15 protein-coding genes are annotated in these 14,940 nt (G+C 61.9%); 4 read left to right on the top strand and 11 right to left on the bottom strand.

Translation table 11 applies throughout. The annotated features are described in order from the left end of the window. Positions 1-797: TolC family protein (locus tag ACRESD_RS23135; RefSeq protein WP_431753031.1), on the top strand; the 797-nt coding region annotated here is incomplete at its 5' end. Next, positions 787-2,034, top strand: coding sequence for an efflux RND transporter periplasmic adaptor subunit (locus ACRESD_RS23130; RefSeq protein ID WP_431753030.1), 1,248 nt, complete (start codon positions 787-789; stop codon positions 2,032-2,034). The genes ACRESD_RS23135 and ACRESD_RS23130, both read left to right, overlap by 11 nt. A 145-nt stretch (positions 2,035-2,179) precedes the next feature. On the opposite strand, the gene ACRESD_RS23125 is transcribed toward ACRESD_RS23130, so the two are convergent. The 11 genes from ACRESD_RS23125 to ACRESD_RS23075 form a co-directional block, all read right to left on the bottom strand. Next, entirely contained in the window at positions 2,180-3,574 is a 1,395-nt protein-coding gene (locus ACRESD_RS23125; RefSeq protein WP_431753029.1) for an FAD/NAD(P)-binding protein, read from the bottom strand. Between the two features lie 12 nt (positions 3,575-3,586). Next, on the bottom strand, positions 3,587-4,354 hold the full coding sequence (locus ACRESD_RS23120) for an ABC transporter ATP-binding protein (protein WP_431753028.1): 768 nt from the start codon (positions 4,352-4,354) through the stop codon (positions 3,587-3,589). A gap of 3 nt (positions 4,355-4,357) precedes the next feature. Then, positions 4,358-5,698: an ABC transporter substrate-binding protein gene (locus ACRESD_RS23115; RefSeq protein WP_431753027.1), complete on the bottom strand. Its 1,341-nt coding sequence runs from the start codon at positions 5,696-5,698 to the stop codon at positions 4,358-4,360. An 18-nt stretch (positions 5,699-5,716) separates the two neighbouring features. Further along, on the bottom strand, positions 5,717-6,766 hold the full coding sequence (locus tag ACRESD_RS23110) for a branched-chain amino acid ABC transporter permease (RefSeq protein WP_431753026.1): 1,050 nt from the start codon (positions 6,764-6,766) through the stop codon (positions 5,717-5,719). A gap of 4 nt (positions 6,767-6,770) precedes the next feature. Next, positions 6,771-7,652 (bottom strand): branched-chain amino acid ABC transporter permease, encoded by an 882-nt coding sequence (locus tag ACRESD_RS23105; protein ID WP_048728678.1) that lies wholly within the window; start codon positions 7,650-7,652, stop codon positions 6,771-6,773. Next, positions 7,649-8,422: an ABC transporter ATP-binding protein gene (locus ACRESD_RS23100; protein WP_431753025.1), complete on the bottom strand. Its 774-nt coding sequence runs from the start codon at positions 8,420-8,422 to the stop codon at positions 7,649-7,651. The genes ACRESD_RS23105 and ACRESD_RS23100 overlap by 4 nt, the downstream gene beginning before the upstream one ends. Further along, positions 8,419-9,321 (bottom strand): AMP-binding protein, encoded by a 903-nt coding sequence (locus tag ACRESD_RS23095; protein WP_431753024.1) that lies wholly within the window; start codon positions 9,319-9,321, stop codon positions 8,419-8,421. The genes ACRESD_RS23100 and ACRESD_RS23095 overlap by 4 nt, the downstream gene beginning before the upstream one ends. 183 nt (positions 9,322-9,504) lie before the next feature. Further along, positions 9,505-10,884: an LLM class flavin-dependent oxidoreductase gene (locus ACRESD_RS23090; protein ID WP_431753023.1), complete on the bottom strand. Its 1,380-nt coding sequence runs from the start codon at positions 10,882-10,884 to the stop codon at positions 9,505-9,507. Continuing rightward, positions 10,884-11,210, bottom strand: coding sequence for an acyl-CoA dehydrogenase (locus tag ACRESD_RS23085; protein ID WP_431753022.1), 327 nt, complete (start codon positions 11,208-11,210; stop codon positions 10,884-10,886). The genes ACRESD_RS23090 and ACRESD_RS23085 overlap by 1 nt, the downstream gene beginning before the upstream one ends. Before the next feature lie 11 nt (positions 11,211-11,221). Next, positions 11,222-12,418: an SfnB family sulfur acquisition oxidoreductase gene (locus ACRESD_RS23080; protein ID WP_431753021.1), complete on the bottom strand. Its 1,197-nt coding sequence runs from the start codon at positions 12,416-12,418 to the stop codon at positions 11,222-11,224. A gap of 154 nt (positions 12,419-12,572) precedes the next feature. Beyond that, the gene (locus ACRESD_RS23075) at positions 12,573-13,136 is read right to left on the bottom strand and encodes a helix-turn-helix domain-containing protein (RefSeq protein WP_431753020.1); all 564 of its coding nucleotides are present in this window, start codon (positions 13,134-13,136) and stop codon (positions 12,573-12,575) included. A gap of 92 nt (positions 13,137-13,228) precedes the next feature. On the opposite strand from ACRESD_RS23075, the gene ACRESD_RS23070 reads away from it, so the two are divergent. Together ACRESD_RS23070 and ACRESD_RS23065 are read left to right on the top strand one after the other, a co-directional pair. Further along, positions 13,229-14,152 carry a DMT family transporter gene (locus ACRESD_RS23070; protein ID WP_431753019.1) on the top strand — a complete coding sequence of 308 codons (924 nt, stop codon included), beginning with the start codon at positions 13,229-13,231 and terminating at the stop codon, positions 14,150-14,152. A gap of 204 nt (positions 14,153-14,356) precedes the next feature. Beyond that, positions 14,357-14,940 (top strand): proton-conducting transporter membrane subunit (locus ACRESD_RS23065; RefSeq protein ID WP_431753018.1); only part of this gene is annotated, 584 nt, incomplete at its 3' end.

Genomic DNA, 14,940 nt, shown 5'->3' with positions numbered 1-14,940 from the left:
CCGGGCGCATGGCCGAATTCGAGATCGTGCAGACCGAAGCCGACATCGCCACCCAACAACTGGGCGTGGAAGAAGCCCAGAACCAATTGGATACCAGCCGCCTCGCGCTGCTGCGGCTGCTGGCCCTGGACTTGTCCACGCCGATCCGTGCCAGTGAAGCCCTGGAAGCCAAGCCGATGAGCATCGACAAGCGCCAGGCGTTCAACCTGGCCCAAGCCCAGCAGCCGGAATACCTCGCCGCCCTGCTGGGCAGCCAGCAGGCGGACCTGAACCTGGTCATCGCCAAGGACTCCGGGCGCTGGCAAGTCGACCTGGTGGCCGGGGCCAACCAGATACGTAATGCCTACAATAACGACAATGGCAACACCAACAACCGTACGTGGGACAGCTACGCCGGTGTGCAGGTGCAGATCCCCATCGGTGACATCAGCACGCGCCAGGCCGAGGTGCGTGCGCGGGTCAACGTGGAAGACCAGGAAATTCGCATCGCTGACGCCCGCCAGGCCCTGGAACGCAGCGTCAACGACGTGGTGCGCGACCTGGGCACCCGCTGGCGCCAATATGAAATCTCCCAGCGCGCCGTGGAACTGTCGCGGCGCAAGATCGAGATCGAGCGGGAAAAACTCAGCGCCGGACGCTCCACCAACTTCCAGGTACTGAGTTTCGAAACGGACCTGCGCAACGCCGAAAACGCACAGCTCAACGCGCTGATCGCTTATTTGAACGCCCAGACCCAGCTTGACTTGACCCTGGGCATGACGCTGGAAAGTTGGGAAATCGCCCTCAATGACTACTAAGAAAAAATACCTGATCGGTGCTGTTCTGGTGCTGCTCCTGGCCGGTGCCGGGGTAGCACTGCGCAGCCCGGGCGCCGACTCGCCCGCACCGACCGAGCAGTGGTTGGCGGTGAAGCCGGACCCGCTGGTGCACCAGATCGGCTTGGTGGGCAAGATCGAGCCCGACACCACGGTGACCCTCACGGCACCGTTCGACGGTAATGTCCTGGCCAACCTGGTCGAGCAAGGCCAGCGCGTCGAGGCCGGGCAAGTGTTGCTGCGCATGGACCCGGCCACCCTCGAAGTGCAGTTGCGCGACGCCCTCTCCGCCCAGCTCAAGGCCAGGCGCACCGTACAGGAAATGCAGGACTGGGACAGCAGCCCCGCCGTCAGCCGCGCTCGCCGCAGCCTGCGCACCGCCGAAATGACGGCCGGTAACACCCAACGCAAACTCACCGAAAGCGAGAACCTGTTCAAGCGCGGCATCATCCCGCGCAATGAACTCGATGACCTCAAGCAACAGACTCAACAGCAACAGTTGGACCTTGTCGCCGCCCGCAGCGAACTGCAGCAAGCGTTGGATCAGGGCAAAGGCGCCTACCGCCAGATCGCGGACATGGAGTTGACCAATGCCACGGTGAAATACGACGCCCTGCACACGCTGCTCGACGGCAAGGAAGTCAAGGCACCGTTCTCAGGCATCGTGGTACCGGCACCCGGTAACAACAACTCACCCCAGGGCGGTAGCGCCAACTCCACGCCCGTACAGGCGGGCAGCAAGGTCAGCCAGGGCCAGGTGCTGTTCGGCCTGGCTAACATCGAACGGCTGAAAATCGTCGCCAAAGTCTCTGAGCTGGACATCAACCAACTGCATCAGGGCCAGGCGGTGGAAGTGATGGGGGACGGCTTCGATGGCGAGCGCTTGACCGGCTCCGTCAGCGTGGTCAGTGGCTTGGCGATTGCCAGTGACAGCCAGGGTAGCGCGCAGTTTCCGGTGACCTTGTCGATCCCCAAGCTGACGCCGCAGCAATTGCAACGCGTGCGCCTGGGGATGAGCGCACGGTTGACCATCGTGACTTACAACAATGACCAGGCGATTGTCATCCCGAGCCAGGCGATCCAGCCGGACATGACGGTGGAGTACCGGGCGACGATGGATACGCCGATGGAGCGGGTGAAGGTGAAGACGGGACAGTCGACGGTGCAGGGCGTCGAAGTGTTCGGGCTCAAGCCTGGATTCGTAAAAATCTCAAAATAAATGGAGATCCAAATGTGTGTGTGCTTGTGTGGGAGCCGGGCTTGCCCGCGATGCAGGCACCTCGGTGTGTTAGTCACACCGCGGTGATGCCATCGCAGCGGTGCGACGATTCGACAAGCCAGCTCCCACACAAGCCCACACACATTTAGAGCTGCACCAACCTGGCGGCCAGCGCTTTAGCCTGGATCGCCACATCCGTCACTGCCGTGCTCTCCCACCACATTCCCCGCAACGGCGGCCCTATGGCAAACAGTCGCTGACTGACATGGCCCTGGGCATCCAGCACCGCCCCCGAAGCATCCGCCGCAATCCCCAGCGCCAACGGCCCGGGCCGGATCAACCCACGCTTGAGCAACTGTTGGGGCAACGGTCGAGCCACACGGCGCCAGTCATATTCAATGCCGCTGGAGTTGATCAGTGCAGCGCCCGACACTTGGGTCACCGCCCGCTCACCTCGATGGCGCACACTGATGGTCACGCCCGGCTCCGAATCCACCAGCCCCTTGAACGACGCCGCCTGAATGCGCAACCGCCCTTCCCCCAGCAGACGCGCCACCAACTGCGCACTCAATGGCGGTGAACGGTGGTGATGGCTCTCCCACCAAGGCCGTACATGGCGCACAAACTGGCGTTTTTCACGCTCACTGGCCTGGCTCCACAACCGAGCAATATGCGCACGCACGGTGTCCAGCGGCGCTTGCCAATCGATGCCCTCATGCAGCGCGATCCGGCATTGGCGACGCACCTCGTGCAGCAGTTGCCGAGGGCTGCTCAGGCTAGGGTCTTCGGCCAGAAAATCTACCCAGCTCGGCGGCTGGCGCCGCACGTGGGGCAACAGTCCGTGGCGCGAAAAAATCTCGATGGGCCCGCGATGACCAGCCTGTTCCAAAGACACCACCGCATCCACCATGGTCAAGCCGGAACCGATGATCAGCACCGTCGCTTGCGGGTCGATGTGCGTCATGGCCTGGACGTCCCAGGGGTCCACCGCCGCTGCGTTCAAGCCGCTGGATTCGGTCTGTGGCGTGCGCGCCGCCGGAAACATGCCAGTGGCCAATACCGCGTAGTTGCCACGCAGTTGCTGGCCATTATCGAGGGTCAGCCGTGTGGAGATCTCATCCACTTGCAGATCGACCACTTCGCCACGCACATGCTCGACGGTGGACGTTGACAGTGCCTTGGCCTCAGCCAGTCGCTGCTGCGCGTACAAGCCGAAAATCCCCCGTGGCGCAAACAGCTCACTGATCGGCACGTGCTGCTGGCCCGACTCCGGCCAGCCACCGGCGCCGATGTAGTCGGTGAGCCATTGGGTCAGGTCGTCGGCATTGTCCGGGTCTACGCTCATGCGTGCCGCATTACCGTTGAGCGTGTGGCCCAGCTCTACGGCGCTGTAGGCCTCGCCACGGCCAAGTTCGGCGCGTGGTTCGATAACCAGTATCTGCCGCTGCCCAGGTAGGCGCAGCAACTGCACCGCCAGCATCGTGCCGCTCAGGCCGCCGCCGATGATCAGGACATCAGCGTTGCGGATGGATTCAGTCATGCAAATTCGCCTTTACTGTTTACCCAGATAAATGTCATGCAAATCGCCCCGCGCCAACAGTTCGGCAGCGCTGCCACTCAAGGCCACCCGCCCAGTATCCAGCACATAGCCGTGGGACGCATAGTTGAGCGCGACGTTGATGTTTTGTTCGGCGATCAGAAAGCTCACCTGCTGGTCACGATTGAGCTGCGCGATGATCTCGAAAATTTCCTGCACGATCATAGGCGCCAAACCCATGGAGGGCTCGTCGAGCAATACCAAAGCAGGACGGGTCATCAACGCACGGCCGATGGCGACCATCTGTTGCTCGCCACCGGACGTCAGCCCAGCCCGGGTGTGGCGCTTGGTCTTGAGCCGCGGGAACCATGCATAGACACGCTCCAGGTCCTGCTCCATCTCCTTGCGGCTTAGACGCCGCACGAAGCCACCGCTGCGCAGGTTGTCTTCCACACTCAGTTGGCCGAAGACATGGCGGCCTTCCAGCACATGAACCATGCCCCGGCGCACCCGCTGGCTGGGGTCGACCCCGGCCAGGTCAAGCCCGGCGTATTCGATCACGCCCCGGCTGACCTCGGCGCGCTCGGCACGTACCAGCCCCGAGATCGCCTTGAGCGTGGTGCTCTTGCCCGCGCCATTGGCACCGAGCAAAGCGACGATCGCGCCTTTGGGCACTTGAAGCGATACCCCAGCCACCGCCAGGATCGCGCCGTCATAGATCACTTCGATGTCATGGACACCCAACAGTGCGGGGCTCGCGGGTTCAGCGGCGGGCTGGCTCATGGTTCATTCATCCCCGGTGCAAGTGCGTGGCGTCAGGCCTTTTTCCTTGGCGAACGCGGCGGACTTTTCATCGATCAGTGGGCGCAGCAGCGCACGGTCAGCGGCGATCCAATCGCTGATCAGCGTCCAATGGGCGCCGTCCCATTGCTGCACCCGTGCCGAGCCGCCGCCTTCGTGATCGCGGCACGACAGCTTGAGATTCTGCATCAGGCCCAGGTAGCCCATGTCTTTCAATCGAGCATCGTCGATATTCAGGTGCTCCAGACCCCAGCGGCCCTCTTCGCCATTGAGCGGGCGCTTGCCGAACTTGGCTTGGCCGGTGCGGATCGCTTCCACCGCCACGGCGGCGTTCACCAGGCCGGAGTTGTAGTAGACGCTGCCGAAGTTGTTCAGATCCTTGAGGTCGCTGTGGCCTTTGTCGAGGACGAATGGCTTGAGGCGTTTGTGGATCTCGAAATCCGTCCCGGCCGGGTATGGCGTCAGTGCCAGGTAGCCCTTGGCCGCGGCGCCTGCGGGCAATACATCTTCACTGGAGCTGGCCCAGATATCGCCGATGATGTGGTCCACCGGAAAGCCAAAACGTGCGGCGGTCTTCACCGCCACTGGCGTGGACACGCCCCAGGTGCGCAGGAACACCCAGTCCGGGTTGGCCTGCCGTACCTGGCGCCATTGCGCCGATTGTTCGTTGCCCGGATCGGCCACCGGGATCTGGATATTTTCAAAACCGTACTTCTCGGCGAGCAATTTCAACGGGCCGAGGGTTTCGCGACCGTAGGCCGAGTCGTGATAGACCGTGGCGATCTTCTTGCCCTTGAGTTTGTCGAAACCGCCTTCACGCTGGGCGATGTAGTTCACCAGGGTCGACGCCTCACTGTAGAAAGTCAGCATCACCGGGAAGTTGTACGGGAACACCGTGCCGTCGGTGGCTTCAGTGCGACCGTAACCGAGGGTGATCAGCGGGATCTTGTCCACCTCGGCGCGCTCGCTCAAGGCATACGCCGCGGGTGCGCCGTTGGGCTGATACACCGCGACCGGCGCGCCGTCCAGGCCATTCTTGAAGCGCTCGTAGCACTCGATGCCCTTCTCCGCCGTCCACTCGGTCTCGCATTCCTGCCACACCAGTTTTACCCCGTTGATGCCGCCTTCGACTTCGTTGATATAACGCAGGTAGTCGATCATCCCGGCCCACACCTGCACGCCGCTGGAGGCATAGGCACCAACGCGGTATGTGGCCAGAGGAATGAACTGCTGATCAGGCGAAGCCATGACCGAGGGCACCGCGCCAGACAATGCCGCCAGCGCGAAGGCAGCGCCGGCCAAGGAACGTTTCAAGGATGCACGCATTGGGATTCTCTTATGGGTTCAGAAACGTAGGGGCCACTGACGCAGCCGATCGCGAAGGTTGTGCAGCAGGCGAATAAGGCCCTCGGGCTCCTTGATCAGGAACACGATGATCAACACGCCAAAGATGATTTTCTGCAGGTTCTGCAACTGCCCCGCATCCACCGCACCACCGAACAACGCCTGCCCGGCATGACTGAGAAAGATCGGCAGCAGGCTGATAAACGCAGCACCGACGAAGTTGCCGGCGATGCTGCCCATGCCACCGATAATGATGATGAACAGGATCTGGAAGGAGCGGTTGATATCGAAGCTGCTTGCGCTGGCCGTGCCCAGGTAGGCAAAGGCCCACAGCGCGCCGGCAATGCCTAGGTAGAACGAGCTGACCGCAAACGCCAGCCGCTTGTAGCGCACCACCGGGATACCGACCACGGCGGCAGCGGTGTCCATGTCGCGGATCGCCATCCAATTGCGGCCAATCTGGCTGCGCACCAGATTGATGGCGGTCCAGGTCAACAGCAGCACCGTCACCAATGTCAGCAGGTAGCGGCCCAGCGGTGTGTTGAGATCGTGGCCGAACAGCGCCAGCTTCGGCGCGGAGATGGTTCCGGATGAACCGTAGTTGTAGAACCAGGGGAATTTGACGAACAGCCACTCCAGGAAAAACTGCGCGGCCAGGGTGGTGACCATCAGGTAAAAACCCTTGATCCGTGAGCTGGGCAAGCCAAACAGCAGCCCAACCAACGCGCTAATGATCCCCCCGCCCAATAGCGCGACCGGCAAGCCCAGTTCCGGCAGACGCAGCAAAAAACCATAGGTCGCAAACGCGCCGACCGCCATGAAACCGGCAGCCCCTACTGAGGTTTGCCCGGTGTAGCCGGTGAGCAGATTCAGGCCCAGCCCGGCCAGCGACAGTACTAAAAAGGGAATCAGGATCGCATTGAGCCAATAATCATTGCCCCACCACGGCACCACGATAAAGGCCAGCACCAGCAGGCCGATCAAACCCCAGGGGAGGCGCCGCTGAATCAGCAACAACGGCGCGGTTTCTTGCGCAACGGGTATCGACATGGGGTCAGACTCGCTCGATGGCACGCTCGCCGAACAGGCCGGCGGGACGGATATACAGGAAGGCCAAGGCCAGTACGTAGGCAAACCATGGCGTGATGCCGCCACCGATCAACGGCCCGATATACACCTCGGCCAGGTTCTCCGCCGCGCCGACAATCAGCCCACCGACAATCGCCCCGCCAATCGAGGTAAAGCCGCCGATGATCAGCACCGGCAGCGCCTTGAGCACCACCAGCGACAAGGAAAACTGCACCCCCTGGCGCGCGCCCCACAACAACCCGGCCACCAGGCCGACAATACCCGCCACCGCCCAGACGATTTGCCAGATACGGTTGAGGTTGATGCCGATGGACAGCGCCGCCGTGGTGTCATCCGCCACCGCCCGCAGCGATACGCCAATGCGGGTCTTGTTGAACAGCAGCGCCAGTACCGTCACCAGTACCACCGCAGCGGCGGCGGCGATCAAATCGAATTGGCTGAGCATCAGTGGGCCGACGAACAGCGGCACGTCGTCGATACCCAGGTCCAGCGCGCGCACTTGCGACCCCATCAAGCCCTGGGCCAGCCCTTCAATGATGAACGACAGGCCCAGGGTCGCCATGAACAGTGTGATCTGCGAACGGTTTACCAACGGACGCAACACCAGCCGCTCGATCAGTAACGCGCCGACGATCATCACTATCACCGTGAGCAACAACGCCAGGGCAAACGGCACGCCCTGGTCATGCAGGCTGACGAAGGTCAGCGCTGCAAAGAGCAGCATTGAGCCCTGGGCGAAATTGAACACACCGCTGGCCTTGTAGATCAGCACGAAGCCGATAGCGACCAGGGAGTACATAGTGCCGGCGAGCAAGCCACCGAGTAGGGTTTCGAAGAAGAAAGTCATGCGTGCACGGCTCCCAGGTAGGCGGCGATCACCTCGGGATTGGCCTGCACTTGCACGGGTGTGCCGTCGCCGACCTTGCGCCCGTAGTCGAGCACCACCACATGGTCGGACAGCCCCATGACCACGCCCATGTCGTGTTCGATCAACACCACGGTGGTGCCGAGGTCGCGATTCACATCGGCGACGAAGCGCGCCATTTCCTGCTTCTCTTCAGCGTTCATCCCCGCCATGGGCTCATCCAGCAGCAACAGGCTGGGCCCGGCGATCAACGCCCGGCCCAGCTCCACGCGCTTTTGCAGGCCGTAGGACAAGTTGCCCACCAGCACATCACGGTGAGCTTGCAGCTCAAGAAACTCGAGAATGCCCTGGGCGCGCTGGCGGAACGTTTCGGCCTCCCGACGGGCGCGGGGCAAGCCCAGGGCCTGCTCGATAAAGTGGCTGCGCATATGCCGCGACAAGCCGGTGAGAATGTTGTCCTGCACGCTCATCTTCTTGAACAGCGCATTGTTCTGGAAGGTGCGGCCAATGCCACGACGGGCCGCGCCCAAGGGATCGATGCGATGGAAGTGCTGTTGCTCAAACACGATCTCACCGGCATCGAAGCGATACACGCCATTAAGTACATTGAGCAACGAACTCTTACCCGCGCCGTTAGGCCCGATCAGCGCGCAGATCTCCCCACGCGCCACCTCGAAGGACAAGGCATTGATCGCCTTGACCCCCTTGAACGACAACGAGATATCCCGTACCTGGAGAATGGCCTGGTTCATGCGATGTCCCGTTTGAATTCGGCCAGCCAAGTCGTCTCGGCATTGGCTTTGAGGGGTTGCCAGATATAGGCCAGGCGCTGGAAACCCAGCAGCTTGCGCACACGGTTTTTCAGCAAGCGCCGCAAGCCGCTCTGCGGGTGGGCGATGGCCCAGTCGCACAGGCGACGACGCCAAGTGCCAGGGCGCGCGAGGCGGCTTTCGATCTCGTCGGCCAGGTGCTGCAAACGCGCGGGCGACAGCAGCAAGCCGGTGGGCGCTACTTCGCTGCGGTCACGGCGGGCCGACGCTTGGCTTTCCGGGAAGGCCAGGCCGTGCCCACTGTTCAACCACTGCTCCAGCAGCACCGCCAAGCCGCCTTGCCAGTGGGTGCCTTCCTCACTCCACAACGCGGTCTCGCCAGCCGGCTGCCACCAGCGCTGTAGGTGCTGCGCGGGCTCAGTCGGGCCGAGCAGTTGGGTGAAGTCCAACCGGTTCGCCGACTGCCAATGCCTTACCTGTCGACGATCCTGCACATAAGCGTGGGTGGGACGAATACGCCATAACTGCTGATGCAACACCTCGGGGTCCACGTCATCGGCCAGGGTCAGCACCTGACCGCCGACCGACTGGGCAGCCAGGGCCAACAGCAACAGGTTCGGTTCGAAAGCACCGCTGAGGGCCAACCGTGACTGCTCATCGAACCCCTGCTGGCGCAAGCCGTCGGCCAGGCGCTCGACATCGCGCAAGGCGTCGATCCAGCGCCAGGCGTACCACTGGCCCTGGCGCTTGTGGCGCAAGGCGGTGTGCAACGGCGTGATCTGCGCCCAGTGGTGCAGTTGTTCCAGGGCCTTGGGCAGGTCGCCGAGCAACTCGGCGGGCCATTCCACAGCCAGTGGGCGTTTGAGTTCATGCACGCTCATAGGGAGGTTCTCCTATTCAGGTTATGTGCGTGCGGTGGTCCGCTGGCCGATATGGATCAAACAATGAAAATCAAAATGTGGGAGCTGGCTTGCCTGCGATAGCGATAGGTCAGTTGGCTTATAGGTGGCTGATACACCGCTATCGCAGGCAAGCCAGCTCCCACATTGACCGAGGTGTTTCAGTTACAGGGTGGTAGCCTTCAGGTCGCGGTAGCTCGCGCCGGGGTGGTTCGCACCCAGCCTTGCCCCATCACCCAACAACTTCTCGCGCAACGTGCCCTGGGCGTATTCGGTCTTGTACACGCCCCGTTTCTGCAACTCCGGCACCAGCAGGTCTACCGCGTCGATGAAGGTCTCGTGGGTCAGTGCATAGGCCAGGTTGAAGCCGTCCACATCGGTCTCTTCGACCCACTCCTGCAACAGGTCTGCCACGGTTTCCGGGCCGCCGACGAACAATGGGCCAAAGCCACCGATGCCGACCCAGTCGGCCAATTCGTTGGGCGTCCAGACTTTGTTCGGATCGGCCGTGGAGAAGGCTTCCACCGCCGACTGGATGGCGTTGGTGTGCACATGCTTGAGCGGCTCATCGGGCTTGAACTGGCTGAAGTCGATGCCCGTCCAGCCGGAGATCAGCGCCATCGCGCCTTCATAGCTGACGTAGGATTTGTACTCGTCGAACTTGGCCTTGGCCTTGGCATCGGTCTCACCGACGATCACCGTCTGCAAATTGAAAATCAGGATTTTCCTCGGATCACGCCCGGCCTCGGCAGCGCGGCGGCGGATATCGGCGACGGTCTTTTTCAGCAGCACCTTGGACGGCGCAGCGACGAACACGCACTCGGCCTGTTCGGCGGCGAACTGTTTACCACGACTGGATGCGCCAGCCTGATACAGCACTGGCGTACGCTGCGGCGATGGCTCGCACAAGTGAATACCGGGCACCTGGAAGTGTTTGCCGACGTGGCGGATCTCGTGAATTTTGCTCGGGTCGCTGAAGATCCGGCGTTCGCGATCACGCAACACCGCCCCCTCCTCCCAACTGCCCTCCCAGAGCTTGTAGCAGACCTCCAGGTATTCCTCGGCGTAGTCGTAACGCGCATCGTGTTCGGTCTGGGCTTTCTGGCCGAGGTTCTTGGCGCCGCTTTCCAGGTAAGAGGTGACGATGTTCCAGCCGATGCGGCCCTTGGTCAGATGATCGAGGGTTGAAAGGCGTCGGGCGAAGGGATACGGGTGCTCAAAGGACAGCGAGGCGGTCAGGCCGAAACCCAAGTGTTCGGTGACCAGCGCCATCGGCGCGATCAGTGACAGTGGGTCGTTGACCGGCACCTGGGCCGCCTGGCGAATGGCCGCGTCGCCGTTGCCGTTGTACACATCATAGATACCCAGCACGTCGGCGATGAACAAGCCGTCGAACTTGCCACGTTCAAGGATCTTGGCGAGGTCAGTCCAATACTCCAGGTCCTTGTACTGCCACGAGCGGTCCCGCGGGTGCGCCCACAGGCCGGGAGATTGGTGGCCCACGCAGTTCATGTCGAAGGCATTCAGGCGGATTTCACGGGACATCAAAGCACTCCGTTGAGGTGGTAGTTGCCGACAATCTGGTACTTCCAGCGCAGGGGATCATCGAGTGTCGACGGCAAAGCGGTGCGTTGGCCGGTCAGTTCGAATTCAGCGTTGCTCGCAGCGATGAGGGCTTCGGCGGCGGCGATCTGCGCTTCAGTGGCGGCCACCGGGCTCGGGTGGGTTTCGGCGCGCTCCAGCAAGGCGGAGGCCACGTCGACGCGGATCTGCAAATCACCGAAGCGGCTGATCACGTAAGGGTCATCGCTTTTCTCGACATGGCGGCGGGTGCCGTCCAACAGTTGGCGCGCAAGGCTCAATGCGGTCATGGTTAAGCTCCTCAGTTCCAGGCGTGGCGCGCAGGTTTCACGCCGTTGAGCATGAAGTTGCCGATCAAGTGATATTTCCAGCGGGCCGGGTCGTGCAGGGTGTGGGTGCGGGCGTTACGCCAGAAGCGGTCGAGGTTGTACTGGCCAGTAACCGAGCGGGTGCCGGCCAGTTCGAAGAGTTTGCTGCTGGCGAGCAAGGCGGTTTCGGCGGACAGGACCTTGGCTTGGGCGACTATTAATGAGGCGTTGGCCACAGTGTCTTCATTCGGTTCAGCCAGTGCCAGGTCTACCGCCTTGCCGGCCTTGGCGAGGATGGCTTCGGTGCCGTGCACCCGCCATTGCAGGTCGCCGATGGCGGCAATGGTGAACGGGTCTTGCCAGCCGTGATCCTGCTGGCTGTCGATCCAGGGCCGCGCCTGGCGTGCGTAGATCTTGGCCTGCTCAAGGGCACCGAGGGCAATGCCGGTATCGACGGCAGCCTGGATGATCTGCGAAATCGGGCCGTTGGCGGTGGGTTGATCGAAGGCCTGGTGGGCGGGGATCACCGCACTCAAAGGCACGGTTACGCCGTCGAGGGTCACGCCGCCGCTGGCGGTGGTGCGCTGGCCGAAACCGTCCCAACTGTCGACCACGCTCAGGCCCGGCGCATCGCGTTCGACGAAGGCAATAAACGCCTGGCCGTTTTCGTTGTTGCCGACGGTAGGCACCAAATGGGCGAACAGCGCACCGGTGCAGTAGAACTTTTCACCGTTGATGCGCGCGGTGTCGCCGTGAAAGCGGATCTGGGTGTCGAAGGTGCCGGCGTTTTTGCTCTTGGCTTCGGAGAAGGCATTGCCGAAACGATAGCCTTGGAGGACTTTGCCGAAGTAGTACTGCTTTTGTTGTTCCGTGGCGGTTTGCAGCAGGATGTCCACCACGCCCAGATGGTTCTGCGGAATCTGCCCCAGGGAAGGGTCGGCGGCGGAGATCAACTTGATGACCTCGGCCACCGTCACATAGGACACCTCGGCGCCGCCATAGGCTTTAGGAATGGTGATGCCCCACAAACCGCTGGCGGAGAACTCGTCAAGTTCTGCCACCGGCAGGCGCCGCTCACGGTCACGCGCACTGGCGTCGACGGCGAAGCGTGCGGCGAGGCCCGTGGCGACTTCGATGGCCTCCGCGTCCGAACGGATGATATGGGCAGGGTGTTGAGGGTGGGCTGACATGGGCCGACTCCAGGCTCCGAGGGGATACTGGAGTGATTGCAGGAGTCGTGCCTGAATTTAATCGTCAATAAAATCAGCGAATTGCTGATGAATCAGCGCTGTAGAGCGTGGTTCAAACCAGCAAAGTGTCTAGACACTGTTGCCTGGCGAACAGTTAGATCACCACGGTACGCACGAAGCACACCGCCACGTCGCCATCATTGCGATAGCCGTGGGATTGGCGGCTGGCGAACATGTAGAACTCACCCGCAGCGACGTGCTTTTCTTCGTCGTCGAGGATCAGGGTCAGTGCACCTTCATACACGAACAATTGCACGCTCCAACCTTCCGGGTCGGGTTCAGGGCTGTAGCGATCACCGGGCTCCAGGCGCATTTCCCACAATTCCACTTCGCGCCGGGCGTTGGCCTTGGCCAGCAACACCGCTTTACTACCGGGAATATCACCGGCCCAGGCCAGCTCGTTGATACGGCTGTGGTCGCCCGCATCCGGCGCCTGGATCAGGTCGCTGAACGCCACATCCAACGCTTCAGCGACTCGATCCAGCGTGGACAGGCTGACGTTCTTCTCCCCCGCCTCGATCGCCACCAGCATGCGCCGACTGACCCCGGACTTTTCCGAGAGCGCGGTCTGGCTCATGTCGGCGGCATGGCGCAGGCGACGAACGTTCTGGCTGACGTGTTGCAGGACCGAGGCCCGTTGTGGATTTTCTTTGTGCACTATATTGCTCATGGAGTGGGTGTGCGCAGTATACTGCCCAGCGTGCGGCGCATTGTGCGGTCCGTACCTTTCCCTTGCAAGACCGAGCTACCATGACCACCCCGAACGCTACCCCACGTTTCAACCGTTTCAGCAAAGCCGAATGCATCCTGGTGGTGATCACCATGATCTGGGGCGGCACCTTCTTGCTGGTGCAGCACGCCATGACCGTCAGCGGCCCGATGTTTTTCGTGGGCCTGCGGTTTGCGGCGGCGGCCATCGTGGTCGGGTTCTTCTCTCTGCGCACGCTGCGCGGCCTGACCTTGTTCGAATTGAAGGCCGGCGCCTTCATCGGCACGTCGATCATGTTCGGCTACGGCATGCAAACCATCGGCCTGCAGACGATCCCAAGCAGTCAATCAGCGTTCATCACGGCGCTGTATGTGCCGTGTGTGCCGCTGTTGCAGTGGCTGGTGCTGGGACGCCGCCCCGGGCTGATGCCGAGCATTGGCATCATGCTCGCGTTCACCGGGTTGATGTTGCTGACAGGCCCGGCCGGTGCTTCGCTCAACTTCAGCCCCGGCGAGATCGCCACATTGATCTGCGCAATCGCAGTGGCCGCGGAGATCATCCTCATCGGCGCCTATGCCGGACAGGTGGATGTGCGTCGGGTCACCGTCGTGCAACTGGCCACGGCGTCGCTGTTGTCGTTCCTGATGGTCGTGCCGATGGGCGAGCCGCTGCCGGGTTTCTCTTGGTTGCTTCTCTTTAGCGCGGTGGGCCTGGGCTTGACCAGTGCGGTGATCCAGGTAGCGATGAACTGGGCGCAGCAAAGTGTTTCGCCTACCCGCGCCACGTTGATTTATGCCGGTGAGCCGGTGTGGGCCGGGGTGATCGGGCGGATAGCGGGTGAACGTTTTCCGCCGATTGCGATGCTGGGGGCGGCGTTGATCGTGGTGGCGGTGATTGTGAGTGAGTTGAAGACCAAGGGGCAGAAGGCGGTTGAGCTGGAGAATGAGTTGGAGCGTCAAGGGTAAGACCCAGTGATGTGTCGCCCGTGACATCGCTATCGCGGGCAAGCCCGGCTCCCACAGGGGCACGCAGTCCAATATTGGCTTAGGTGGAACAGTGCTAAATGGGCATTTTCGGCTTACCTTGTAGGATCCTGCCACATCTTGCCGTTTGGTGATCGTGAAAGCGGCACGTATGATGCATCCCAAACTCCCGCAGATTAGAAGCCTATGTCCCTGATAGTTCTACTGCTTCTGCCGTTTCTTGGCAGCTGTCTGGCGGCCTTGCTGCCGCACAATGCACGTAACACCGAATCCCTGTTGGCCGGCCTTGTAGCTCTGGTTGGCACCATTCAAGTCGCCCTGCTCTACCCCCAGATCGCCCACGGTGGCGTGATCCGCGAAGAATTCATGTGGTTGCCCAGCCTGGGCCTGAACTTCGTGTTGCGCATGGACGGGTTTGCCTGGTTGTTCTCGTTGCTGGTGCTGGGCATCGGCACGCTAGTGTCGTTGTATGCGCGCTACTACATGTCGCCGGATGACCCGGTGCCGCGTTTCTTTGCGTTTTTCCTGGCGTTCATGGGGGCCATGCTTGGCCTGGTGATCTCCGGCAACCTGATCCAGATCGTGTTCTTCTGGGAACTGACCAGCCTGTTCTCGTTCCTGTTGATCGGCTACTGGCACCACCGCGCCGATGCGCGCCGTGGTGCGTATATGGCCCTGATGGTCACCGGTGCGGGCGGCCTGTGCCTGCTGGCGGGCGTGATGCTGCTGGGGCATATCGTCGGCAGCTATGACCTGGATCAGGTGTTGGC

Source organism: Pseudomonas sp. (genome assembly GCF_050739995.1).
GTDB lineage: Bacteria > Pseudomonadota > Gammaproteobacteria > Pseudomonadales > Pseudomonadaceae > Aquipseudomonas.
Note: the sequence above shows the minus strand (reverse complement) of the source record. Positions and strands in the feature narration are given on the sequence as shown.